Origin of the sequence: Photobacterium sp. GB-72 (assembly GCF_003026095.1) — a bacterium.
In the GTDB taxonomy this organism is placed as follows: Bacteria; Pseudomonadota; Gammaproteobacteria; order Enterobacterales; family Vibrionaceae; genus Photobacterium.
On the sequence record NZ_PYNV01000023.1, the window covers coordinates 19,973 to 45,468 of the forward strand.

General features: G+C 39.2%; 29 protein-coding genes. 23 read left to right on the plus strand and 6 right to left on the minus strand.

Annotated elements, in window-relative coordinates; translation table 11 throughout:
• The first annotated feature begins 1 nt into the window (after nt 1).
• The 7 genes from C9J40_RS19510 to C9J40_RS19545 all read left to right on the plus strand — a co-directional run bounded on the left by C9J40_RS19510 (nt 2) and on the right by C9J40_RS19545 (nt 9,608).
• On the plus strand, nt 2-1,489 hold the full coding sequence (locus tag C9J40_RS19510; protein ID WP_107247720.1) for a TIGR03752 family integrating conjugative element protein: 1,488 nt from the start codon (nt 2-4) through the stop codon (nt 1,487-1,489).
• A complete protein-coding gene (locus C9J40_RS19515) occupies nt 1,458-1,865 on the plus strand; it encodes a hypothetical protein (protein WP_107247721.1) in 408 nt (135 codons plus the stop codon). Before C9J40_RS19510 ends, C9J40_RS19515 begins: the two co-directional genes overlap by 32 nt.
• Nucleotides 1,865-4,780 (plus strand): conjugative transfer ATPase, encoded by a 2,916-nt coding sequence (locus tag C9J40_RS19520; RefSeq protein ID WP_107247722.1) that lies wholly within the window; start codon nt 1,865-1,867, stop codon nt 4,778-4,780. Before C9J40_RS19515 ends, C9J40_RS19520 begins: the two co-directional genes overlap by 1 nt.
• Nucleotides 4,780-5,235 (plus strand): DUF1525 domain-containing protein, encoded by a 456-nt coding sequence (locus C9J40_RS19525; protein ID WP_107247723.1) that lies wholly within the window; start codon nt 4,780-4,782, stop codon nt 5,233-5,235. The genes C9J40_RS19520 and C9J40_RS19525 overlap by 1 nt, the downstream gene beginning before the upstream one ends.
• Nucleotides 5,232-6,302, plus strand: a complete 1,071-nt coding sequence (locus tag C9J40_RS19530; protein ID WP_107247724.1) for a TraU family protein — start codon at nt 5,232-5,234, stop codon at nt 6,300-6,302. Before C9J40_RS19525 ends, C9J40_RS19530 begins: the two co-directional genes overlap by 4 nt.
• 89 nt (nt 6,303-6,391) lie before the next feature.
• The gene (locus tag C9J40_RS19535) at nt 6,392-7,666 is read left to right on the plus strand and encodes a hypothetical protein (protein WP_107247725.1); all 1,275 of its coding nucleotides are present in this window, start codon (nt 6,392-6,394) and stop codon (nt 7,664-7,666) included.
• Nucleotides 7,667-7,931: 265 nt separating this feature from the next.
• On the plus strand, nt 7,932-9,608 hold the full coding sequence (locus C9J40_RS19545; protein ID WP_107247727.1) for a conjugal transfer protein TraG N-terminal domain-containing protein: 1,677 nt from the start codon (nt 7,932-7,934) through the stop codon (nt 9,606-9,608).
• A 48-nt stretch (nt 9,609-9,656) separates the two neighbouring features.
• Here C9J40_RS19545 and C9J40_RS19550 read toward each other — a convergent pair whose 3' ends face one another.
• Genes C9J40_RS19550 through C9J40_RS19560 form a run of 3 tightly spaced genes read right to left on the minus strand, consistent with a single transcriptional unit; the run spans nt 9,657 to nt 10,977 of the window.
• Entirely contained in the window at nt 9,657-10,229 is a 573-nt protein-coding gene (locus C9J40_RS19550; RefSeq protein ID WP_107247728.1) for a hypothetical protein, read from the minus strand.
• Nucleotides 10,223-10,735, minus strand: a complete 513-nt coding sequence (locus tag C9J40_RS19555; RefSeq protein ID WP_107247729.1) for a hypothetical protein — start codon at nt 10,733-10,735, stop codon at nt 10,223-10,225. The genes C9J40_RS19550 and C9J40_RS19555 overlap by 7 nt, the downstream gene beginning before the upstream one ends.
• Entirely contained in the window at nt 10,723-10,977 is a 255-nt protein-coding gene (locus tag C9J40_RS19560; RefSeq protein WP_107247730.1) for a hypothetical protein, read from the minus strand. Before C9J40_RS19560 ends, C9J40_RS19555 begins: the two co-directional genes overlap by 13 nt.
• Nucleotides 10,978-11,383: 406 nt before the next feature.
• On the opposite strand from C9J40_RS19560, the gene C9J40_RS22030 reads away from it, so the two are divergent.
• The 13 genes from C9J40_RS22030 (at nt 11,384) to C9J40_RS19620 (ending at nt 21,032) form a co-directional block, all read left to right on the plus strand.
• Nucleotides 11,384-11,524 carry a hypothetical protein gene (locus C9J40_RS22030; protein WP_158259564.1) on the plus strand — a complete coding sequence of 47 codons (141 nt, stop codon included), beginning with the start codon at nt 11,384-11,386 and terminating at the stop codon, nt 11,522-11,524.
• Between the two features lie 33 nt (nt 11,525-11,557).
• Nucleotides 11,558-11,755: a hypothetical protein gene (locus C9J40_RS19565; protein WP_107247731.1), complete on the plus strand. Its 198-nt coding sequence runs from the start codon at nt 11,558-11,560 to the stop codon at nt 11,753-11,755.
• Between the two features lie 85 nt (nt 11,756-11,840).
• Nucleotides 11,841-12,221, plus strand: a complete 381-nt coding sequence (locus tag C9J40_RS19570; protein ID WP_107247732.1) for a hypothetical protein — start codon at nt 11,841-11,843, stop codon at nt 12,219-12,221.
• Nucleotides 12,222-12,461: 240 nt separating this feature from the next.
• On the plus strand, nt 12,462-13,013 hold the full coding sequence (locus C9J40_RS19575; RefSeq protein ID WP_107247733.1) for a hypothetical protein: 552 nt from the start codon (nt 12,462-12,464) through the stop codon (nt 13,011-13,013).
• Between the two features lie 59 nt (nt 13,014-13,072).
• Nucleotides 13,073-14,155, plus strand: coding sequence for a hypothetical protein (locus C9J40_RS19580; RefSeq protein WP_107247734.1), 1,083 nt, complete (start codon nt 13,073-13,075; stop codon nt 14,153-14,155).
• Between the two features lie 79 nt (nt 14,156-14,234).
• Complete coding sequence (locus tag C9J40_RS19585) at nt 14,235-15,047, plus strand: methyltransferase (protein WP_107247735.1); 813 nt, start codon at nt 14,235-14,237, stop codon at nt 15,045-15,047.
• A 28-nt stretch (nt 15,048-15,075) separates the two neighbouring features.
• Nucleotides 15,076-15,492, plus strand: a complete 417-nt coding sequence (locus tag C9J40_RS19590; RefSeq protein WP_158259565.1) for a sulfurtransferase TusA family protein — start codon at nt 15,076-15,078, stop codon at nt 15,490-15,492.
• Between the two features lie 612 nt (nt 15,493-16,104).
• Nucleotides 16,105-16,449, plus strand: a complete 345-nt coding sequence (locus C9J40_RS19595) for a hypothetical protein (RefSeq protein ID WP_107247737.1) — start codon at nt 16,105-16,107, stop codon at nt 16,447-16,449.
• Nucleotides 16,450-16,489: 40 nt separating this feature from the next.
• Nucleotides 16,490-16,747, plus strand: coding sequence for a hypothetical protein (locus C9J40_RS19600; RefSeq protein ID WP_107247738.1), 258 nt, complete (start codon nt 16,490-16,492; stop codon nt 16,745-16,747).
• Between the two features lie 199 nt (nt 16,748-16,946).
• A complete protein-coding gene (locus C9J40_RS22035) occupies nt 16,947-17,231 on the plus strand; it encodes a hypothetical protein (protein ID WP_107247739.1) in 285 nt (94 codons plus the stop codon).
• Between the two features lie 121 nt (nt 17,232-17,352).
• Nucleotides 17,353-19,782, plus strand: a complete 2,430-nt coding sequence (locus C9J40_RS19610; protein ID WP_107247740.1) for a hypothetical protein — start codon at nt 17,353-17,355, stop codon at nt 19,780-19,782.
• Between the two features lie 88 nt (nt 19,783-19,870).
• Complete coding sequence (locus tag C9J40_RS19615; protein ID WP_107247741.1) at nt 19,871-20,590, plus strand: hypothetical protein; 720 nt, start codon at nt 19,871-19,873, stop codon at nt 20,588-20,590.
• 13 nt (nt 20,591-20,603) lie between these two features.
• The gene (locus C9J40_RS19620) at nt 20,604-21,032 is read left to right on the plus strand and encodes a hypothetical protein (protein WP_107247742.1); all 429 of its coding nucleotides are present in this window, start codon (nt 20,604-20,606) and stop codon (nt 21,030-21,032) included.
• Here the strand turns inward: C9J40_RS19620 and C9J40_RS19625 are convergent.
• Entirely contained in the window at nt 21,018-21,587 is a 570-nt protein-coding gene (locus C9J40_RS19625) for a TfoX/Sxy family DNA transformation protein (RefSeq protein ID WP_107247743.1), read from the minus strand. The genes C9J40_RS19620 and C9J40_RS19625 overlap by 15 nt on opposite strands.
• 370 nt (nt 21,588-21,957) lie before the next feature.
• Between C9J40_RS19625 and C9J40_RS19630 the strand changes: the two genes are divergently transcribed.
• Complete coding sequence (locus C9J40_RS19630) at nt 21,958-22,518, plus strand: hypothetical protein (RefSeq protein WP_107247744.1); 561 nt, start codon at nt 21,958-21,960, stop codon at nt 22,516-22,518.
• Between the two features lie 100 nt (nt 22,519-22,618).
• Here C9J40_RS19630 and C9J40_RS19635 read toward each other — a convergent pair whose 3' ends face one another.
• Entirely contained in the window at nt 22,619-22,957 is a 339-nt protein-coding gene (locus C9J40_RS19635; RefSeq protein WP_107247745.1) for a S24 family peptidase, read from the minus strand.
• Between the two features lie 147 nt (nt 22,958-23,104).
• Here C9J40_RS19635 and C9J40_RS19640 point away from each other — a divergent pair, with 147 nt between their 5' ends.
• Together C9J40_RS19640 and C9J40_RS22180 are read left to right on the plus strand one after the other, a co-directional pair.
• Nucleotides 23,105-23,335 carry a hypothetical protein gene (locus C9J40_RS19640; protein ID WP_107247746.1) on the plus strand — a complete coding sequence of 77 codons (231 nt, stop codon included), beginning with the start codon at nt 23,105-23,107 and terminating at the stop codon, nt 23,333-23,335.
• Between the two features lie 1,003 nt (nt 23,336-24,338).
• Nucleotides 24,339-24,497, plus strand: a complete 159-nt coding sequence (locus tag C9J40_RS22180; RefSeq protein WP_199188134.1) for a hypothetical protein — start codon at nt 24,339-24,341, stop codon at nt 24,495-24,497.
• Between the two features lie 106 nt (nt 24,498-24,603).
• Here the strand turns inward: C9J40_RS22180 and C9J40_RS19645 are convergent, their stop codons facing one another.
• Complete coding sequence (locus C9J40_RS19645) at nt 24,604-25,302, minus strand: hypothetical protein (protein ID WP_107247747.1); 699 nt, start codon at nt 25,300-25,302, stop codon at nt 24,604-24,606.
• Nucleotides 25,303-25,496: the final 194 nt, after the last annotated feature.

Here is a 25,496-nt window from a genome sequence, read left to right on the forward strand (position 1 = left end):
AGTGAGTCGATTAAAAACATCACGAGTTGTAAAAATAGCATTCACATCAGTAATCGTTTTAACGTTACTTTTTATTATCATTTTTATCAAAAAAACATTCTTTAGTGAGGCGCCAGTTACACCTGAAAAAATTGTCGAAACCCACACTAACGAGGGTACGAATAACGAAGTAGCGACGGTTGTAGTCGATAAAACAGCAGTGGAAATCGGTGAAGCATTAGATACGCCAGAAGAAAAACTGCGAAGTATGGCGGCACGTATAAATCTAATAACAGAAGATAATAAAAATATTAGAGAGACTCTCAATGCGACACATCAACAAAATGACCTGTTACGCGAGCAAATAAAATTACTAAAAGAAAACAAGCAAACCAGTGAACTCGAAACCCATGCGACCAAAGTAGCTGAAACGGCAAGCTCTGTTTTAACTAGTGCCATAGACACGGCTAAAAACATGCCAAATGAAATTCGTAAAGCGACACGTCAAGAACCTGTTTATGAAGATAGTTATTTAGATAACGGTGAACAATTACCCATAGGTACACCATCTCTACAACCGCAACTCGTCGATATTGATGATTACGTTAAACCTATTTATACCGCACCATCTGAAAGTAACGATGAATGGATTCAACCGATTGACGTAAGAATTGAAAAGGGTCGCGATGGAAAAAAACACTATGTCTATCCAAAGTTAACCAATGATGTCAGCAACGAACAAGAAAATGTGAATCCTAGCGATGTAAATGGCGAGGTTAAACCTAAACCAATACCTTTTGGCACAATCAATGACGGAGCAACATTACTGCGTACACGAACAATGACTGCCATGATTGGTCGGTTGCCCCGCAAAGGAAAAATTGTTGATGCGTATAAGTTCAAGCTTAAGGTGAGTCGCGAAAACCTTGCTTCGAATTATCAAACCATTCCGAATCTGGATGGTGTGATTGTTCAAGGAACAACATCAGGCGATCGTGTCCTGAAATGTGTACGAGGTACAGTTACTAAAATCACGTTTACGTTCACTGACGGTAGAACAACAACACACGGCGGCCAAGATACGCAAGAAGAAGGATTGGGTTACTTGTCAGATGCGCAAGGCGTGCCTTGTATCAGTGGTAAGTATATTTCAAACGATGAGCAGTATGTTGCTTCTAATGTGTTGCTTGATGGTTTTTCAGCAGCAGCCAAAGCGTTTGGTGATTCAGAAAAAACGCGAATCATTTCGGGTGACGAAGTCACAGAGGTTGTTACAGGTAGCAGTGAAAAAGTAGCGTTGAGTGAGATGTTTGGTGCTGGCTCCGAGTCAGGTGCCAATATTATGAAAGAGTTCATGTCCGATTCGTTTTCAGCAATTTATGTACCTAACAATACTGTCGTTGATGTCCACATAGAGCAAGATATTCCAATCGATTACCATCCTGATGGCCGTAAAATTTCATATGGAGATGAATTTAATGCACATTTTAACTCGACTATGCGTCTCTAGTACTTTGTTGATTGCTGCGTCAGGCTGTTCGACCAGCAAAGAAACGATCATTCCAAAAAATGGTGTTCCCGTTCAAGATGTGTATTTTGATACGGTCAATGCAGAGGGGGAAATCAAACCTGTCGGCACAGAAAGTTATGTGCTCAAACGTCGTGCGACGATGCCAGAGCTTGATAAAAACCCTTACGTCGTTAGAAATACATTGTCGCCTGTCTATAAAAAGTTGGATAACCCAACGTTGTATATTTTCTCGTTTCCTTACTTGAGTGATAACGGTCGAGTACCAGTACCGGCTTATATCTCTGAGTTTAAGATGTTTGAACGTGACGAATATGCAATGCCGGGAGAATTAAATCTTGATATGGGAGGCAAGTAATGGGCATGTTAGATTGGCTAGGTTTAAATACCACGAATAGCAAAAGAGAGCATGAATCACGCAATGAATGTCATGCTCCAGATCGCTGGCAAATCGTTACTGATGCGACCATGAGAAAGCATTATCGACGTAATCCCCATTCTTTCGCTGATTTATTGTCGATAGGCGAGTACTTGCCTGACTCCCAAACTTATGAAATGCGCGATTTGCGAAGTCATGCAGTTGTGTTGGAAATCACATCGATTCCGACTGAGGGGCGTTCTGATGATGAATTGGTTGAACTGCGTGAAGCAGTGATCAACGCATTTTCTAATACGTTCTCGATGCCAACATTAACCCCTTTTATCATGCAGACTTATGCGTATAAAGAAGACAACTTAACCGAGTTCTTTAAAGAGACTGAATCATTTATTAGTCCTGATATAAGAGATACTGTTTATACGCAGAAATATCTAACAATGATGAAAAAACATATGAAAGGTATCAGCAAACCTGGCGGTATCTTTTATGATGAAATGGTCACGAAATCGCAATACCGCGGTCAACAAAAAAAAGTCAAGATCATCCTTTATCGTCATGTTTTAGCATCTGAAAAAAATGTAGATTCGGCTGAGGAAATCAATAACTTAACGAATAACTTTATCAGTCAAATACAATCGACAGGTGTTGTTGTTAACCGTGTTAATGGGGAAGCATTTCAAAGTTGGTTGTTATCGTGGTTCAATCCCAAACCAGCCATTACTAACGGCGATATCAGTCAACTACATGAATTAGCACAATACCCACAAGAAGATAAGAAACCGCTAAACTATTCCATCGCAGAGAATGTCGTTTACAGCCAACCAATATCTGATCCCGATGAAAAGTGTTGGTATTTTGACGGTGTGCCTCATCAATATATTCGCGTTGCGACCTTACAAAAGCAACCTTATGTTGGCCAAATTACAGGTGAAATAAGTAAAGGTGTTGGTAAAGCTTTGCAATCAACCGCCTTAATTGATTCTTTGCCCGATGGGGCGATGTGGCACCAAACCATCATCCTTTGTGATCAACGTGATGTAGATAACAAAATTGTGGGCTTAAAAGGGGTGGGTAAAAGTGAAACAGAAGAATCAATTGCTGCCGAACAAGCCATTGATAGCCTTATTGATTCACGTACTGTTGGCACACAACATTATCTCGCCTCGATGGGGATGTTTGTAAGAGCTGACATTACCGCCGAACCGTCAGAATATAAGGCAAGCCTGAAACGTAACCGTGACAAGGTCACGCAATTACTGCTATCGAATGGTTTAAGACCAATGACGATTGAATCCGATGCCGTACAGGTTGAAAGTTATATTCCGCACCTACCAATGAATTATGCCGTAAAAGATGATCCTTACGGTATCTACATGGGGTTGTACTTTGATGCAGACATTATCAATTTGCTGCCTATTTGGGGGCGTGAAGTCGGTACGGGGAACGCGGGCATGATCAACGCTAATCGCGGTGGTGAGCCTCAAACTTTTGATATGTTTGGTAAAGATAAGGTACGTTCGAGCCATGGTGTATTAATTGGACCGCAGGGCTCTGGTAAGTCCGCGACGTTGGTATCAATAGCAGAAGCTGTCATGGCTGTCTATCGTCCACGTTTAACCATTTTAGAAAAGGGTAATTCGTTTCGACTACTGGGTGACTACTTTAAACGTTATGGTTTAACGGTACAGCGCATTGCGCTGGGCTCAAAACGTCAACGTGCTTACTTTTGTCCTTATCTCGAATCGCACTTAATTTTTGATGAACGTTACAATGAGCAAGAAGTTGATTGGGATGAGCTCGATGAGTTTGATGATATAGACGAAGAAGAAAATGCAGAAGACGATGATGATAGCGCGAAACGTGAGCCACTTACTGAAATGCTAACGGCTACCATCATCATGGTCACTGGTGGTAATCCTGAACAAGCGAAACAATTAACTGAAACACATAAAGCGATGTTTAGCTCAGCAATTACGCTTGCAGCGGAACGGTCACAGAAATTACAGCAGCAAACAATAACATCAGATGTGTGTGATGCGTTAAGTGAAGTTATTGAGAATTCGCAAGTGCAGGAAAGCGTTAAAGCTGAAATGCGAAATTATCTAGAAGCACTCAACGGTTGGACCAAAGGTGATCGTGGTCGTCTATTCAATCAGCGAGGCAAAACGTTTGATGATGATGTGGATGTCACGATTTTGGATATTGGCCAATATGATGCTGAAGCAAAAGCTGCAGAGCTCAGTGTTATCTATATCGCGCTTTCGACTCACCTATTTAATATTGGTGAAAAGTATCAGAATTCAGGTCGCGATACTGTGTATTTACAAGATGAAACCCATGTCTTTACTGATAAACCACTGCTTGCGCCATACATGGCCACAGCGGTAAAACTGATGCGTAAAATCGGTCTAAAAGCGCTCTATGCCACCCAAAACGTGAGTGACTTTAAAAATGGTGCTGAAAAGATCCTTAAACTTGTTGAGTGGTGGATTTTACTGAATCCGTCAGAGGTCGAAGTAGAAGAAGCAGGGGTTTATCGCACGTTAAGCAACGCTCAAAAGAGTATGATTTTAAGCACAACAAAACAAAAAGCGGCCTATACCGAAGGGATCGTGATGGGAAATAAAAAAGTGGTAGGCGAAATGCTGACACGCTTTGTACCACCTTCCGAGCAGTTAGCACGTGCAATGACAGAGCCCGAAGAAAAGGCTGAGCGTAAGCAACTACGTGATCAATACGGCTTTAACGACGACATAGAAGCGTCTGAATTCATTGCTTACAAACTCGACGTTGCGAGGAATATTGTCAATAGAGATGATGATTCAGCGATCCGAGAAATTAAAGATCGAAACGCAAAATTACTTGCTTCTTTGGCTGATAAAAAGGCGGCGTAATGAATTCAGCATTATTACGAACTTTACTCTTTTCAGTGTCGGCATTTTCAACATCAGTCTATTCAGCGTCAACGATAGAAATCTTTGCGGCCAATGAGCTTTTGTCTGAACAAGGGCAGCAATATTTTGATATTGACGAACTCAAGCAAGCGACGAAAGCTAAAGTTGAAGTGTATAACGTTCAGGCATTGGAAAACGCAGAGCGTCGCGTTAGTCACGATTTACCTTCGGATCCAAAGGATGCAGAAAAGCTGGCACGTAAGCGTATGGCGAGTAAAGAGTACCGTGAGGATTTTCTAGCGATCGAAAAAGCAATTCCAGGTGTACTTAAAGTTGCAACCTATCAAATCGAAAAGATACCGGCTTATGTCTTTGATCATGAGTTCATTGTTTATGGTACAACGCCAATTGATGCGTTAAACCAGTATAAGAAATATAAAAGGACAAAACGGTGAAAAAAATCAAACTATCATTAATAGCTCTTTTTATTTCTAATCTGGCATTTGCTGAATCACCACCGCCACTTGATTCTGGTGTTGATGATAACGGTGTTCCAACAGCGCCTTCTGATTCAACACTTTCAATCTTTGAGTTATATCAAGACAGCATGGCCAACAGTTTCGCCTGTACCAATTATTCAGTTGATGGCATTTGTTACTGGTTGAAATGTACGTGGCTTGGATGCTCTGTAAAAACTTCAATGATAGTCAGTCACTATAATCCTGATGTGACGATAGAAGTCATTCAAACGGAAAATGAGTTACCTTTAAGTCCAGTTTCTGAGTTTTTTCATGACTTAGGAAAAAATATCACAGAGGCGATTATACCTGAATCGTCTGTGTTTGGTTTAGGCCAAGGATTGCGAAGTGCTGGCGGTGGTACGCGTAATAAAGGTGTTCCAAAACAATTCCATGATGCAATTGCGATGGGCAATCCAGCATTGCCATTATATGAGAGTACGGTCGGTAGCATCATGGGGACCGTTGGTTGGTGTGACAGTGATGTATCACCTTATCAACCATATTTTGTGTCAACGGGATCACCTGAGTGGCGTACTGGTTATCTGGAAGGTGTATTAGCATTGGTTGAGATGGCCAGCTTAACTAATGCTATTGGCGGAGGGTTATCAGGTTATCCTAAGTGGGGTGACTTATACCCACGTATTGGTACAGCTTATCAAGTTGATAATAGTAAAAGTGCAGGGACGGTTGCTAGTCGAGTCGCTAACATAATCTCGTCACCAAAGCTGTCTCTTCATATCTCCAAAAAATTACCAATGACGTCTGGATCTAATAGAACATTCAATATGTTACCCGGTCGAGAAATTAGACATAATGATAAAGAGACAGCCTATTTTCAGCAAAATTTCCCCAAAGATGGCGACAAAAAATGCCGAGTTTTCCCACAACAACAACTAAAACGCATTCATAGCGACAGTCAAAGTTATGTAGAGACTTTATGGCGGAGGTATCAATGTTGTGAACCGAAAGGACAAACATATTTAGGTGCTACCCATTTTTGATTTTTATTTGACCTCAAAAAAAAACTGCAAAATTGGTATTTAAAAAACTGCGATTATAGAGCAAATAATACTTGAGAAAGGATTTACTCATGTTCTTTAATCGCTCATATCAAAAACTCTCAATAGCTATCCTCGCAGCACTCACATCTACCTACACTCACTCTGACAACTTAGCACGAGAAAAACTTGACTTAGTGATCGGTGGCGCAGAATTACGACCATTATCAACGCCTGCTGGCGAGCTGAATTTCGGACTATCTAATTCGTTTGATGATTTTCTGAGATGTGGTGATGTAGATTTAGAAGATGTTATTAAAGCGTCTTTTAGTGATGCTAAAGGGCAAGTAAACCGTTTGCAATCGACCGTTGTAAGCGCTATTGCAGCAAATGCGAGTCTTACTAATGCTGCTGGCACGATTTTAAGACGAACATATCCAGATGAATACGACGCTGTTATTAATGGTATAGCTAATGTAAAAGCCGACTGGGGTACAACACTGACTCAATGTGGAAAAGCGCAAGAGTTGATGTGGGATACCGTGGTTGGTGGTGAAGGCAAAAAAGAAGCGCAAGGCTATGGGTGGGTCAACTTCAATGCGAACGCGAAAGCGGGTAACGCTATTTGGACGGAAGACTACACAAAAACAGTCGGTACGAACAGCGGTATTCCCGTTGGCTTAGAAGATAAAGGTGGGGCTGGGCAAAATCCTGTAAAAGTACCTGGTGACATCATCGAAACGTCCTATGGCTTATTCAATGCCAAATCAAATGATCCAGACTCTCTTGGTATGAAATTCTACTTCGCCAATAAAACAGAAGCCACCAAATTTGTTGAAGAACTGGTCGGTAAATCAGAGCTGAGGTTTTGTGATGATTGCGAATCAGATTTTTCAGCGGGTAAAGGAATTCGACCGAGCTTAATGAAAGAGAAAAAAAGAGTCAAAGAAGAGCTTAAAGATGTGGTTAACAACGATGCTCAATACTTAATCGACATGACTTTAGAAGACTATTACAGAATAAGCTACAACTCGAAAGTACCTATTAACTCCACCATCCTCAATTCGCTAAAAGCCCTACCTACCAATAGAAAAGAACGTTACATGGATAGCCTAAGTGAAGAAATTGCTGTGGCAAATGTTATGGAAAAAACCATTGTTGCTCGTCGATTAATTCAAACAGGAATGCGCGAAAAAACACTTAAAAATAGTGAAACTATTCGTAGTGCCAGTCAGGAGCTTTTAGATGCGCTCGACTTTGAAATTGACAATATTGAGCGGGAAATGAGGACAAGCGGTTTACTGAAAAACGGCACAACAAAAGCCTTACTAGAACACGAGCAAATTAACCGCAATAGTGGTTATTAGGAGCGAACATTATGTTTAAAAAAATTATCTTTTCGCTCCTTGCTGTCTTGATACTCATGTTTGTGGCGTCAAATGATACGGTTTATCAATTTGTTAGTGCGAATACGGGAGTGTTACAAATATTCCGATATGCGATTTTTGCTATCGGTCTACTTTGCATATTTTTTATGAAATCTTTTACACGTAGCCAAAAACTCATTATTTCGGTTATCTGTTGTGCGGTATTTGTGCTGAGTGAAATGCAGATCCATAAGGGAGGTGTAATGTGATAGCAACGGATTATTACCAACTCTATAGCATTGTGGTTGGCGCTTACATGAACACTAAGATGTGGCATGTATTAAGCCTACTTGGTTTGCCATTTCTTCCTTTTGCCTTAATGCTACTGAAAAATATTGGTCGAGCAATGGAGCAAGGGGAAGACGAAGGTAGCAAATCAGATTTACTGCTCGCTTACTCAACCGTCGATTTCATAAAAATGTTTTTAGTGGTTTTGTTCTTTTTAATCCCAATGGGCGCACCAATTTCACTGTCATCTACGACGGTTAAAGAACCACAATGTAATGTTCAGCCGTTAAGTTACATCCCTGATATGAAGCGTGCTGAAGAGCAGACCATGAATAACACTGTAGATATTGATAAGGTAAAGATATCAGGTGATACAGGGCCTGAAAAATCGTTATCACAGATAAACACCGATAATGCGGCAATGATCGGGAATATTTCACCACAACTGCCCATCATTCCAAAGCTAATCGTTAAGATGACCATAGGAGCGTCAACTGCTTTAACGGCGGCATTACCCTGCCCAACCAGTTTGGAAGCAGTTTCATTAGCGACTAAAGGAACGCCCTTAGATGATGTCAGTAAAGACATTCAGGATGTGGCCAAAACATTTGCAGAGCAATGTTATTTACCGAGTGTGAGACAGGCAAGTAATGACTTTAAGCGGACACCGACATCAATATCTGAAAAGTTTGATCCAACTGATAGCTTGTTCACCGCAACTAATACTTATTATGATAGGCAAACCATTTCTATTGATACCAAAAAGATTAATGAGTTAAAACGTATAGAACAAGGAACGGCTACGCCAAATCTATCTGCATTAACTCTCGACTCTTCCAATCATAATAACTATCAAATGACCTGTAATGACCTCTATAAAACAATGTCCTCTTCTATTATTAAAGAGCAAAGAACATTACATTCCCAAAGTCCTTATTACAAAAAAGTGATGTTAGAAGCTAGGAAGAAATTTGGTTTAACAGAAGCTCAAATTGATCAAGAAAGATTAAGAAATGTATTAAAAAGATCTGCGTTATTTAATGTACAGAAAAATGACCTAAAAGGACTAAGCCCAAATAGCGGATATGCTGATAAAGCTGGTAGTGATAGCTATATTTACGTCGGTACCTTACCCGTAAGTATGGATGGGGTAATATCGGGAGTAGCCGCAATCGGATCTGGTATATCGAGTGCAATCGGAGCGCCAGAGTCGCGTGCAATGAGAATGGTTGTACCGATGTATTTCCATGTAATTTTATTTTCTGTATTGACGTTAATGCCTGCCATTATCGTTACATCTGGTTACAACAGTAAAGCCATTGCTGGAATGATAGGAGGACTTATTGTTGGGGCTACAGCAAGCTTAGTCTCTGCTGTGAACGGTTTTTTAATCGAGCTATATGTTCGTATGGTTGAAGGGCAAGGATCATTCAGTCTTGATAATGTTGTTAATCAGTTGATGATAATTAATTTTTCTCAAAACCTTTCGACTATATTCCCTGTGATTTGGGCTGTGCTGTTTGGCTACATCGGATTTCAAGGGGCGGCATCATCTGGTGTAGCAATTGGTAGTGCAGGTGGAGTGGCGCAAAAAGGTATTAGTATGATCAAGGATGCAGGATCGAAAGGTATTAAAGGTGGAAAGGGTAAATAAAAGTAAATTATCTTTTATCTGAATATTAAGGTGGCTCTTATGACCACCTTAGTTTTCATCAGAATTATCGGAATATTTGTAACCTCCATTCCAGCCAATATGCCCATCTGGGGAATCATCAATTGTTGGCTTATTATCTTCTGATTCTTGTACAGCAGCATCTGCCGCGATAACAAATATACCCACTAATGCAGCAGATGCCGCTCCTATAGCAGTGACAATATATTTACCTACTTTACTGTTGATTATATTTAGAGAACTGTATTTAAAACACATGAGAATGTAGAAAGGGATAATTACGAACGGCAATAAATTCGGCGTCTCTTGCCATTCTCTTCTGAACTCATTAAAGAGAAGCGTATAGGAAATACTGACAATAGATATAATAACAATAGAAGTCAGAACAGAATACGAAATATAACTGACGTTACTATTTGAGACTTTGAGTCGGTACAAGTAGAGCGGAAGCGTCATAGCGAGGGCTGTGAGTATAATAGACCAGTGAAACCATGGCCATGAAATTTCAAACGACAATATTAAGAATGACGGAATCACAACGAGTGATGTACAAACAAAAAGCATTACTGAGAAGGTAATCTGTTGAATTCGCTGATTTAACACTGTGAGCTCCTTGTACAATTATTTTTAATTCGACAGCTTTTACAGTGACTCTGATTCGTTTCTGTCACCATCTTTCCTTGGTAAACCGCTTGGCATATTTCGTGATACTGTTTTATCTCACTAAACAGTGTAGCGCTAGATGATTTCACATCAACGGGAAAATTACCTAATCCTGTTGAAATCACTGCACGTTTTAGTTTGGGATATTTATTCCTCGCGCAAATAACAGAGGCTTTAACCTGTACAATATCGGATAATGTAGGCTCTCTCTTAGCCATTTTCCGCTCGGTTAGTATAAACCCTTTTTCATCTTCATAAATAAAGTCAGGTTTGGCGCATAGTTTATATTCATGATCGAGGAGTACATCTGCATTTTTATCATCAATATAAACTAACTCGGCATCTTTCAGTCCGAACTGATTATATCTAGCGAGTTTATTATCAATATATCGATAAACTATTTTATATAAGACAATAATAAAAATCGCGAGTGCTAATAAATCCATAATAACCCTAAAATTAGAAGTAGAATAACGATATATAGCCAAGCGCTGCGATTGCTTTTATTCGTCTTAGCTTGTTCTTTACGAGCAATATAATTTATTCGTTGATGATCTTTTTCACCCGCCTCACGAACCCATTGCGTTGAACGGCTAGTAACGGATGATTTCTGTTTTTGAAGATACAGACTGTGAGGACATTTAGCTGCCTCTCCCAAATCAGAAGCTCTAGTGTATCTACGCGTCATGATTTCCTCCTTTTTAAATACAATACCACTAAAAAAATTTACGCAACCCTTTACTTATATTTAAAACTTGCATTATATTGTAATTAGTTAAAGAAAAGCGCGATGGCGAATGTAAACGTGCGAGATAGACTGCCAAAACATCACTACAGGTAAAGCACAAAGCTAACTGATCTACAGAGTTATCTTTGTGCTTTTTTATTGCCACTAGGCAATATTATCGATAGACGGCATGTAACTATCGTCATTAGCTGCCAATTCCTACCTAGAAATTTCTACTTGCACACCTGTGCAGTCATCTCAAACGACACCACACTCTTCATGCACAACGCATGAAACCCTGCAATTTAATCATTGCAAATCTATATGCACCTGCATAATTCACTACCATCTAAAAAGGAGAAACACTATGAACGATCAAAATTTTATGAATTTTTTGATCACTTTGACAATCGCGATGCCCGTAACTTGGTTATTTATTGGTTGGTTTTTATTTTTTGGTCTGCCCAAATTAAACCAACAACTACTTAAAACACGAAATAAGTTTTAGAACACCACTTACTAATAATTGAAGGAATATTCAATGAATGAGCTTGTTGTAATAAGCCTTGTGTTTGTATGTTACGTAGTACCATTTGTCTTGTCTCGCGGTTTCTATAACTTAAAAGATAAGACAACGGAATTAAGAACCCTGCAAATGCAAATTAAAGAGAATGATCGTGATATTAATGATTCTGTTAATGATACGAACAGAACATTAATTAAAGTTCATAAGCCATAACTATAGGAGTTTTAATCAATAACACTCTTAACCTAAAACCTTAACACCACCTAACAGTTAATTCTGTTCATTCAAGGACACTACCATGGAAATTATTTCAACATTATTCGCAATTGCGATTCATAGCATAGCTATTTCATTATTAGTTTTTGGTGTTCACCGTCTTTATAAGAAGATCTTACAACGCTTAGATACTGGTATTGAAGTCGCTAAAGAGCAACTTCATGAGCAAAAACGTACTACAAAGTACGTGCGTAAGGTTGAAAGTAAAGTTGATAAATATGCAACTGAAGTTCGTTTGAGCAAACAGCGTCAAACCAACCTTGAACAGCCATACAATGACAATGTTGTGCCAATGACTCAAAGACGAACTGGTACTGACAACACACCTATCGATTTTAGTCAGATCAATAGTCAACGCGATAACGCTAATCAACAATCTGTACCTGATTACAACCGCGATTAACCACTAAAAATAAACCCAACCATTCTGGTTGGGTTTATTCCCATTCAAATGACCTCTGAAAGTTCATTGCCAGTAAGCCTATTACTGGCAATGAGTTTTTGCCCTCTAGGGTGAATATCGGTATTGGTTTTATATACCGACACTATGTCAGTGAAACCATTCCACCACTCGTTAAATACAACACCGGCTATTCAAGCCATATTTAGTTTTTAACCGAAACGGTTATTTCAAGGAGCTACCATGCAAAATTCACTATCAATGGACGGTGATATTCTCACCTGTCGAGTTATGAAGACAAACCTTAAGCAAGGTCAAAAAGGACCTTACGGTTCAATTAATATTGTTACGCAAAAGCGTAAGAACAATCCTGAATGGAGCCAACAGAACCAAAACGTTCAGAAATTCATTTGGGTAGACGAGTTCTACTGGATCAATGTTTCTGGCGGTGTAGCCAAGAAATTGGTGAATTATCAGCATGGGTTAAACCAAGGCGATGAGTTGATTCTCCGTATTGAAACGGGTCAATTTATGAAACAGGGCGACCAGTTTCCAACCCTCTCACTAAATGCGAAATCGGTGCTAATGCATATTGCCAAAGTTGAATTGGATACTTTGAAATCAACGTATCCAAGGCAGCAACAGCAGAATTATGGACATAATTCGCAACCTCAGCATCGCAGTCATGTGGCGCAACAAAATAACGGTCTGCCACCTCAACAATATCAACACGGTACGCCAACACAACAACCGCAACAGAGTTATCCCAACAATTGGAATGACCAACCAGCGTAAGGCACAACTACAACCACACAGATAAGCGGCTTAGCCGCTTTTTTTAAGGAAATTCACCAATGAATGAGAAAGAGTACCTGAAATCTCTTGGTCTTAAATCAATTGACGATGCTTATGAAGCGGTTAAGCAGCATTGTTTTACCACCATTGAAAATCCTACTAAGGGCGATGTGCAATTGGTTCTCGCGGCTTGTGTCGTGAACAACCTAGATCCACGCTTTAACGAGATTTACGCGGGTTACGACTCGTTTAATCAAGTCATTCCTGTGCTTAAGATTCGAGGTTGGGAGCGTCTAGCAGATCAATCTAATCGAATTAAGGGCATTGAGTTCATCTACAGCGATAATACGGTAAATGTACATGACTCTTTAAAAGGGTGTGAATGGGTCGAATGTCACGTGTATGTTGACAGTAATGATCACCCAATCACATCGCGAGTCTGGTTATTAGAGCGCCTCGATTTAGGCCATAGCTGGTTAACAATGCCAAACATGCGCTTAGAACAGTCAGCCTATACTGCGGCGGTTCGTCGTGCACTCGGCGTTCGCGGACTACATGATATTGATGAGACAACCCTCGCGGATGTTATGCAAATGGGTAAACCATCGATTGAAGATACAAGTGAAGACAAAGGCTTGGTACATTTAGTCACTGAAGAACCTGAGCCTGAAACACCAACGGTTGATCAAGAAGCTATCGATCGACTTAATGCCAAACTCCAAATGATGGAGCTTGAGCTACAAGCGATTGAACCTGAGACGGTTGAGTACTTTAACGCACGGGCAGAAATTGCCAAAGTTAAAGTGTCACTGACCACTTTGACGTGTAATAACGCGCCAAGACAGACAGCGCCAGATTTTTCTGAGCCTGAACCCGCGCCTTATCCAGAAGATGATGAGTTAAGTAATAACGATGCGCTGGCGGTAGAAGAACAAGCACCACCAAAAGCAAAAGTTATTCCCTACAAACCATCACAAAAAGATAAAAATCTGCTCAATCAATATTGCATGTATTTGCAATCATCTGGGCTAACAGCGATCGTTGATCGTGTGAATGATAGCCCTGAGCTAACAAAGCCAGGTCAACGCGAATGGCTGATTTCTCAGTTAACTGAAAAAGCTGCGGAGTTAAACGCTGCTTAAACGAATCCGACAATAGATTGTCACTACCACCACAAAAGCAACTCTTTATGAGTTGCTTTTCTTTTTATAGGAAACATGTATGAGCAAGATAAGCAAACAGCAACTTAAACTGCACGAACAGGCAATGAGTTTGGTGAGTCTACCAAGAGCTTTAAAAGCGAGCGAAAAAGAATTCGTATTGAAGAATTTTCGTGAAGAGTGCGTTTTAGAAATAAATAAGTGGGGGTGCTACGTGACTTCTGAAAGCGTAGCGTGGGAATTTGGCATCGATGTTACTGAGTGTCCAGAATACCCTGATCAACGTGAGAAAATTGTTGACCTCTGCGCTGGTATCGGCACCTTATCTTATCATCTCGCTGAAAGATTCGATCACATCGATCTAGTTTGCGTGGAGCGAAACGAAACGTTAGCTATGGTAGGCAAAAAAATATTGCCACAAGCGACTTGGATCGTGGGTAGCGTAACAGATGACGATGTTATCTCTCAGCTCATAGATTTGAAGATTCAAACAGCGATATCGAACCCGCCATTTGGCAACATACCAATGGTAAAAAAAATGAAAGATGCGGAGTATCAAGGTGCCGAAGCAGCGTATAGAGTGCTTGAAGTTGCAAAACGTGTTGCTCGTCGTGCGACATTTATATTACCGCACAACCTGCTTCCTTTTCGTTATTCATTTTGTCGCCAATTTGAGTATGTTGAAAACCAAACGTTTGAGAAATTTTCAAGCTGTACAGAAATCAAATTGAAAGTTGGCGTTCTTGACCTTTCGTTAGTTGATCCGAAACCGTTTAGAAATACCACCATACCAGTTGATGTTGTACACGTAAGCTGGCCAAACAAACCCACTAAGACACAAATCACGCAGCTAGATTTATTTGATGCAGCCTAACCAACCACCTAAATATAAGGAAAACATCATGAAATTTGCAATCATCAAAGCAAACAAGCAAGAATGGACATCTGAAGCTTTTGAAGCCATGGATGGTCAACCCTGTATCATCACCGGGAAAAGTGAAAAGGGGCTTTACACCTATTTAAAACCTAGTGAAGAAGCATTAGCAAAATCACCGTTTCATGTGGGTTTAAGTCTTGAGTCGAGTCATTTTGAAGAACAAGAGGCTCATTACCTTGACGTTAAAAATGAGCGTTGTCCTGATAATGTCAGTATGGCTATGGCCAAATTACGAAGACTAAAAAAAGGTGAATACCTTTTAGTTGATGCTTCCGACAACAATACATTACGTGATTTTCCGAAGTTTTGTGACGCTTTGAACTATCGTTTACATGCAGTGCATAGCGTACCATCACAACATACTTTTCTAATCGAGAAGTAAAATAAAGAGGCCATCAAACAGTAATCATGACTGTTTGGTGGCCAAATCAACTTTTTTAAGTACATTGATCTTGATAACAATTTTTTGCGTGTTATATTAAATGAAGAGGTTATTTAGATATACGTTTTTGCCTTATATCTAAATGATTTCACTACCTCTGGTAGTACATTGATAATTGGTCTGAAATTATCAGAGCTTCTAGCTTGACCATTTTCCAACTAGGACATCGCTCCTATCTCAATACTTTAGCTTAGCTAATTTCCTATCTGTGATTTTCATAAACCACTTTCTGGTTACCACACCATCACCACAAGCGCCCTTAACCAAGGGTAAACCACCAAGGAAACGCCTTACTTAAGGCAACTATTACATGCTGAAACCCAACATTGAAGGGTAAGCACGCTTTTTTCGGTATATATCCATACCAGTACCACTATCTGTCGTTAAATCTAACTACCACCACTACTTAGGAAATGCCAACTTTGGCTGACTTATCACTAAACCAGCGATGCTGTTAACGCCTATTTAGGCTGCTTCTGGTTCAAAGACCAGTAAACCCACCTGCCACTTACGAATTTTCGTAAGTGGCATTTTTTTTAAGGAACGTCATCAATGATGAATATAAATGACCTCAAAAACGGGGATAATTTAATCGTAAGTATCCGGCCAAATAACGCCGAATCTGCTTTGCGAAACAGTGAATGGCTCAATTCGATTGACGCTTCTGTTTCACTCAAAGCAACTTACTGTGTGATTGGCGGTACCACGTTTACAGCAATAAAAACTGTGAAAATCGATGTTGATCATGTGCTCGACATTACAGGTATTAAACCAATTACTAAATCACCAAATGTTTATCTGTCTTTGACTTCTGTAATTATCACTTCAGTCAATGGAATAAATACCAAGATAGATCATCATAATTTCCTTTATGGAAAAACCACCCAAGTCGCCTAATTAAATAGGCAAATCACCACAGAAATAAGGAACTACCATTATGGTATTTACAACAACGCAAGAAAATTTATTTGATTTAATCGATAAGCAAGAAGAGCTACTTGAAATCACACCACAAAAAGCGGCGGCACTTTATTTAAAAGTGACAATGACGAATGATCAAGATGAATTATTTGAAATTTTTAATGATGTATATAAAGAGGACTGTCAGCAACAATATAAGTTAAGTTTGAAAGAAAAAATAGCCTTGTTTTTTCATAAGCTAAGCTTTAAAACAAACAATGCAACGACTTGTTAAAATTCTAATCATGAATATTTTTTATAAGTATTTCTGATTCATTCCAAATCTTTTAATTGCACACATCAATAAGTGCTGCAATATAAAAAACCCTATGATTTCATAGGGTTTTACTTCATTGGTAAATTTTATCCCAGAGTTATCCAAAGAGGTTGGGGATAAAGTTTTCTTTATAAAGCTATAGCAAAGGAGATTACTCTTGACAGTAATTAGCTTTCCACCTCGAACTGAGGTTAATTCTGAACTATTAAAAGTAGTTAAAAATAATAGCGGGTATCATATTATTGATGATAATGAAAACGTTATTTCATCGCTCATTTTCGATAATGATTGCCGAAAAGAAAGTGGCTTGTCATTGTACTTTTCTTTATATGGCGAATTTATTTGTGATGAGAATAAATTAGATATAGAGAATGAACCTCTGATAATACAGAGGCTGATACAACTAACAAATGTTCACTCTTCTATATCATTTCCATTTTAATTGAATAAATAATATAAAACACTTCAATATTATTATTTTGCAATAAAATAAATACCACACCACACCACACCACACCACACCACAACATCTTAATTGATGTTCTTTTCAGGAAATTACCAATATGTATAATGAGAACGCATCATTATTTGGTGCAGACTATGCATCTGAAATTGCATGTCACCTTGTCGATGAGTGGAGTACTTGGCGCAATTGCACTGACGACTTAATTATCGATACCCCATATAGCTGTGGTTACACATTAAGAGATTATGTAGCTAATGCTGTGAATCAATATAAGGCAATGTTGTTATCGGATAAACCGGCAAGAATCATGTTGAGTGGAGGTAAAGATTCGACTGCTTGCGTGATTTTACTGATCATCGCTTTAATGGAGCTTAAAAGGGCGGGTCTATTAGGCAATGTGATACGTGGCAACGTGATCGCTTCAGCTAATACTCGCACAGAAAATCCTAAAGCTGCAAAAATACTGTTAAACGTCCATCGAGATTTACAGAAATTTATCAGCGAAAATGAGTTACCACTCACGCTGATACTTGCAGAGCCCAACACAACGCAAACCTTAATTGGTCGAGTTGTGACAGGGCGAGGGCTACCTAGCTATCCATCAAAGCCTGCTCAGTGCAGTGTTGAACGCAAGCAAACTCCCGTTCAAAGCGCCGTGATGAAGTTTCATCAAGCCAATAACATCAACGGCAAAAAAACCATTCTTGTGCTGGGATCAAGAGAGCGAGAGTCAGCTTCAAGACAAGCAAGTACTCGTCGTTTTGGTGCGACAAACACAGTCAAGCGATCAAGCAAGGGAAAATATGAGTTTTATCCTGTACTGCATTGGGGCGTAGACCAGATTTGGGACCTACTGAACAACAGTGGTACTACAAAAAAACTACCAAGCTTTTGTGCTAATTTCTTCGAGCTGGCTGAGTTTTATCGTGATGCTACGGGTGAATGTAACTACGTCCAAAAAGAGCAAGAAAAAGTAGCAGAACAGTGCAGCGCACGTACTGGCTGTTTTGATTGCTTGCGCGTGAGTGCCGATAAAAGCGCTGAGCAATTAGCTACGCTTGAAGAGTATAGCTACCTCAAACCACTACTGCGTATTCGCCAATTTTTATCTGATATAGAAAAAGATTGGTCAAGGCGTAACTTACTTGGCAGGTCGCAATATTCTGGGTTTAGTCGGTTACGTCCAGACGTCTTTGACTTTGATACATGCAAAACACTCTATGCCGCATTAATCACTGCTGATGTGGATGAAGAAGAGCGTGCATACCAAGTCGCTCTAAAAATAGAAAATGGCGAACTGCCTGATTCTGAAACCAACCGCCATTTGGCAAAACCGCAATTTCGTCATGTCACACCCAAAGATGTAATAACAGTTGAATGGCTGTGGTCCCTTCACACATTTAACGCTTCTACGCTCTTAGCTGTTCATATATACGACAGTATCTGGAAGGGCGAAGAAACATATACTGAGCGATTATTAAATCACACACCTGGTCAAAGCGTGAAAGTACCATCCACTCCACAACCACAAGGTTTTTATTTGTACTGTGGGGAGCGAAGTGATGACCCTAACGTTTACTTAACCGAAAATTGGTTTCCAACACAAAATGAGGAATGGTCAAGCTGTAACGGTTTCAACATCCTTGGACTAAGGGATATCTGCGGTGAATTTGCAGAAGTATCACGCCCTCAACGCGTTTATAAAAAACGCAAGAATGGGGAAGATTTTGACGATCTCATGTGTGATTTTAACGTAAGTGATTCATTTGAAGTTGACGAAGAACTTGCTAACGAAATAATGGCAATGCCAGATTGTTATCTTAATCATCAAGCATCGAGAGAACTGTATCTACCACAAACTGCTGCGATGAAATTCCTTAAAATAGGAGTGATTTCAATCGGCAAAGGTAAAGAGCCAATCTATCAGGCCATGGCGAAACGTGCTCAATATTATCAAGCACGTAACCTAACAGGGGGATTATCGTGGTCTGACATTGAGTCGGTTAAACAACGTGATGATCTACAACTACTGACGCCTGAGCAGTTTAAATCGCACCAATGCCGACTCGTTGAGTTGTATCAGCAATTATGCTGCATCAGCGTTGTGGCACTGAGCGATGAGCTTGTAAATGCGGCAAATCTTGAGATTTTTGATGTTAGCTTAACTGATCTCATTTATGTTTTTTATCAATCTGATATACCAACTTTAGGCGTATTTGATGCTAAAAAAGTGTATGAAGACCAATTATCTAGGGTAAAAAGTGCGGCCTTGAAGGTTAAGCTGAGTAACCCAAATCGTTATGTTGAAGACAAGCTAAAATTGCTCTTCAGCACGATCAGTCCAACCAGTGATTTTATTCCAGAAAATAAAATTTTAGAGAAAGGAGAAGCAGAACTAATTAAAGTTGGCCATAAAATAGTTGAACAACTGACTTTTAAATCCAAAGAAGCACAACCTTCAGTTAAAGCAACCGTGTTTATTACAGATGCAAAAGGTAGGAAATACGAGCAAACAGAACTGTTTTAAATAATGGCACCATATGGTGCCATTTTTATTTTCAAGTACGTTACTATCTAAAGTATTTATTTAGACGACACAATTTAGGTGCAGAGAAATGGCAGATCTGGATTTTACTAAACATTGGACCTCAGAACGAACCCGTAAGAAGCAAACCGCTCTTACAAAGCTGTCGAATGGCCTTGTCAAAACCGTACTCGATGATCCATTTACAAAAGATTTGTTTGAGCCTGAAGAGATAGAAGCGATGAAAGTGGCAGCACAGGCATTGAGTAAGGCGAAGCATAAGTTTGCCCACATCAAAGAGAAGAAAGCTCGTATTGAAAAACGTAAGGCTCAGGAGCTGAAAAACATCGAAAGACAAGCGAGAAAATATGCGATTGAGTTTTTAGATTCGCTGAATGGTAATCGTGACATTTTCACTCGTGAACAGCTTTGCTTGTGGGTAACAGTAGCACAATTCATTAGCTCTGTTTTAGAGCCAGAAAGTTGGGAATTAGATATCAATGATAATATCGAGAATCACTACTTAGAGAGTGATAACGTTCTGAGACAGCGAAATGTATGGACTATGAGAGACAAGGCTCAGAATGCGCTTGAAGGTTACTTTAAAAGAGCATGGCAGTTTTCGTTTGAAGATGATGCGTGGGTACAGAGAATATCAATCACAGAAGCAGTATCACAGCTGAAAGATCTAGTAAATCAGGATGAATATATCAAAAATGAAAAGCGCTATACTCATTTGATTGAATCATTAGAAGCCTATAATCGTGAAGTCGAAGCTATAAACCGCCGTAGAAATTTTAAGTCAATTTAAACGAGAATTTAGGATGTACGGAAAGCAATTAAAGATATACGGACACAAAACTACGATTCAGTTTCAATATATCTCTGTTGAAAAATCGTCACTGGAAACAATTCGTATAGAAGTAGCAACTAAAAATGGCGATAGCTATAACTACGCCGACAAGGTGACTATCCAGTTGAAGCGTGGTGAGTTGTACGAGTTTGTCGAATTTATTCTAAATTTTAACCTGACTTTTAAAACAGCCTCGCATGATGGTGTTTGCTTGTATGGCAACACTAATGATAATGGTGTGAAAAATTTAATTATGAATAAAGGGGAAAAGAAGTTAAGCCACAACTTAACGGTGAGTGAGCGTAAAGAAGTGGCATTGTTCGTCTCTGCTCGAGCTGCCAGTGAAGCAAGAATGAGCGTTACGGATTTGTTAAATGTATTGAAATTAACTCAGCGCTAACGTAGACAAAGCAACACGTCGTTCTTTTGTAATAAAGCTAGAAAATTCATCATGCGAAATATTATCAAGCGCATACAAGTGTTCTATTGAAGAAAAACTGCCACGTTTATTTTTAATTGCTTGATAAATGGCAATAGCACCAAGAGCCTTAATATCATTTGTATTCTGAATATTTAATTCTTTTAGATAATAACGTAATTCATCATCGATGAATTGCAAATTGCGAACGTCTTGCGTTTTTGCATTTGCATTCTGCAATTGCAGAGATGAATTATAAGCAGCAACGATCATATCTTTAGCCTTAGCATCTTCAATGTCTACTGCATAGAGTAATGAGTTATCATTATTGAACAAACGCTGACTATCAGTAAACAAATCTGATTCATTGGAAGAATGATAGATAACAAAGAAAGTTTCATTTTTAACCAGACCAATCATTGTATCTTTAAGCCGTAATGAAAAACCTCCGACACAGCTCACAGCTTTAATTTCATTTTTATCAACATTTAAGGCGGCGATAACTAATTTCATCGCTTTAACTAAAATTATATTCATGCATCAATCTCATTGCTAACTACACCTGTAGTGTTACACACATAGTATCTAGAATTTTGCGGTTTTTTCTTAGGTACCAAAAAAAAGATGTATCTTAAACTTATAGTTGAAAAAGCAATTTTCTAGCCAAAGTTTCATTTTTGAGAATATAGATCTTGTTATACCACTATTTTATTAAGGAACCAGTAGAAAATATCAAATAAGAGATTTGCTACCAAATATTAAGTTGAGAAACTAGGTTGCTTGTTGTACGGCGTGAAAGATTAGGAGACAAATCTAATATAAGAAGTCCCAGTAGATTTGATGTGAACTTGCATTATTGATAACCACGCTAGTTTTATCTCACCATTCAGTAATGCGATAGTTAAAAATGTTAAATCAAGAAATAGTCATCAATAAAGAGCTTAAAAAACTGGGCTTGTTGGGTATGCAGCACCAACTTGGAGGCAAGAAAATTGGCGGTTATATATACGTACACAAGAGTATCGTTAACCGTCATTTTAGAGCACCTTGCCTTGATACTTTTGACTATGATATTTGTCGCTACTCAGCAAAACAAAAAGATTTTGGTTGCTGTGAAATATCATTATTCAAATGTATTGATTGGGGAGTGCCAGAGCCAGTTGCAGAACGTCAAACTATCCTCAAAGTTAAAAATTTTGAGGTGGTTGATATTGTCGAGAAACAATGTCGGCCGTTAATTTATCATCACAAGTGGTTATTTGAATGCCCTTCAAATTCGAACATAGAAAAGCGGATCGAATCTAAAATACGGTCTGTCATAACGAAACAAGCCATAGGTCAAAATAAAAAAGTAAGCAGCCAGATCGGTCACAGGCGATTTTGGGAGAAATGGCTTAAGCAAAACAACATTAAGCTACAACAGAACGAGCAAGATTTAAGAGAACGCATCAATAGTAGCAATAAATAAACGTCACTCTATCGTTACTAAAACCGTCATAAGGGCGGTTTTATTTTATCTGTACCAAAATGCGACATGTGTATTTATCAGCAATTATCGGCAAGGCATACTAACTGAGTTGATCTTTAATCACCGCACTCACTCTCGCTACCACTTCAATATTTTCAGACAAAATGCCTTTGTGGTACTCACTTTCTGCGTACCACTTGCCTTTTTGTTGATGCAACTTGGCAAGAACGGTTTCTCCGTCTTTTCTCAGTAGCACAATAGCCTTATCTACTAAACGTGACGTAGGCTCTACCATAATTACATCATTCGTATTGATACCGGCTATCACTAAATCGCCAGGGGCGGTGATAGCTTTAACGGTTGGTCGCGGCTGCAAATGCTCAATGACGGTTTCGCCAATGGGTGCCTCTACATAGCCGTCAGTCGGTGGTCGAAACATGCCAATTACTCTATCATTCAGAGATTAAGGAAATAGAGATAGATTATGCCTTTTTTTGTTGGAAGAAAACGTTGTTATACAGCGCAAGAGCAAGCGCAATATCGCCAACGAGAGCAAGAGCAATAAGAGATTGCGGTAAAAGAGCAGATGCAGCATTGGATCGAGCGCAATTGGACGGACGGGGCGATAAAGCAGTTCTTATCACGCCATAAACCTCGTGTCACCAAAACCCGTTACGGCAGTAAGTCAGAATATCGCATGAGGTCGATACTCGCCGTTGAAGCCAAACTTGAATTTGTCGTATGGATGGAAAAACGGGTAGAGAAACAGCATAAGAACAGGAAAAATACTTGCTTTTATGTTAGTGTAAGTTGTTGATATTGTTGTACTTATTCGCTTGACATTGCATTTTGATGGAATTATATTGCTATTGTTAAATAAAGGTAAATACCGCGACCACATGCTAATTACAATTTTTTTAATGGCGGATGATGACTGTTAATAGAGACAGCGACGCAAGCACATCATTGGAGTTTTGGCGAAACTAGAATTTGTTGCATTAATGGAAAAACTGGTCGTAACTAAAAGGAAGAAAGCAGAACTTAGGGGCACAAAAAAACCTCGATTGGTGGTCGAGGTTTTTAAGGTGTTACTAGTAATACTGTGATGCGCACAGCTACCCTACAACTTCAATATAAAATAATTGATAGAGTAGTGCAAACACTTGGTATTAAAAAGCGGCGTATTATACGCAAATTTCAGCGTGGTAAAAGTCGGAAATAAATATAATTTTTAAGTTTAATCAATAGATTGAGTGTTTTAATTTTTGCCGATATAATCTTAGTCACAGTAGGATTGTGCGAAAATCTAAACTTATTAAGCCCTTTGGCTCTTTATTTTAGCCGTTTGGCTTTTGGTAAGTGATGAAGAAGATGTCTGTGATGTGAAGTAATCGCACACCGAATTCTTTGAATAAATGCTAGTGCAGCGAGTGGTGTCGGCACTACGCCCTAATCTTGAAGTTTAGGCGCATAGCTACCCTACTGTAGCAGGTAACTATTTGGCGAAAAACATGGGCGCAAATAGCGAGCCTAGTCTTCCTCAACCGAGAGGAATTGTGAATGTCTCCGTATCCTAAGTGGCGCGAAGAAATTGGCAAATTACTGTGTGGTGTGCTTGCGAAGGCCATTATCAGTAAGTTGTTCATGATGTTCTAATTTAAAGACGATAAAAGCCTCTTTCGAGTTCTATTAGAAAGAGGCTTTTTTTCATTTGCTCGTATGATTCATGAGGAAAATCAGTTGCAAAAACAGGTTCACTTTCAATTACACCCTGTTTAAGCCTATCTCAAAGTAGGGATATAAGAGTAGTGGAGATTGCTATGTCAACAGATACAATTCAGAAAGTAGCCTCAACACCATTATCGAGATTCGTTAGGCAAGCATCGTCAGGTGAAAAAAAGAAAATTTATCGTAAGATAATAAATGCTGCGACTGAAAAACAAAATATAACTATAGCGAAAGCTAAAGGTTTTAAATAAAAAAGGCTGCTTCGGTGGCTTTTTTATTGGTTAAATAGACCAATACTTCCAAACAATATTATTTTACTACTATGTGAGCTAATCTATCAGTACTAAGGATTTAAATCTAATCTTTGGTTGTGAGTTGACGGTTAGTCCACCCCGCGATTTCATATATCAGTTTAGTCGGATCTAAACGTCGAGAGACTGTTTGCTTAATCCTACGGAGCAACGGAGCCCATATTAACGGTACGTCAGATTTTAATGTGTCTGTTTGCTTTAAAACCGTATTCGGGCAAGTTAAGAACGCTGAATGCTTTTGCAATTGCTCCGTGACTTTGCTGGGTAACAATAAGACACTGGCAGTCATGCCGAAATAGACAAATAGGTCATGGGTGCCATCGATACGAAAAATGAGTAGTTGATCTAATTCCCCTTCAGCGAGGTTATCACCATAGTTAGATAACTCATCTAACATTGAATCGGCGAACATTGTGGCATCCGCAATATCTACTTTGTTAGAAATAAAATAGACTTGAATAGGTAAAATGGGTTGTTCGTCAGATGATATGATATTTAGAAAGGAGATAGGGCTAACTATTAATTCTTCCGCATCACTAAATCGTTTACAGAAGTGAAGACCCCAAATAGGCGCCATCCTCATGGCGTGGTCTAGGTCAAAATCGTTATCCAACCAATTAAGATACTCCGCAGGTTTGAAACCCAATTTGTCAGCGTAGTACGGCAGCATGATATTGAACTGAGTATAGAAAAGGTAATCTTGCTTAATATCCACATCGTTACTGATATGCCAGTATTGTGTCATTTTAATTATCCCAAATAAGCCATGACTCAAGTATAGAAAACTCTCGATGCTGGTAAATAAAGTATACATCTAGCCCCAATTGGAAACCCCATAGCTACGCTGTTAGGCTCGCTCTTTACTGACCTATTGCGCTCGCTGTCCGTTAATGGTGTGCTTGCTTTTTTTTCTTTTTTTTCTTTTTTTTTCTACTTTTT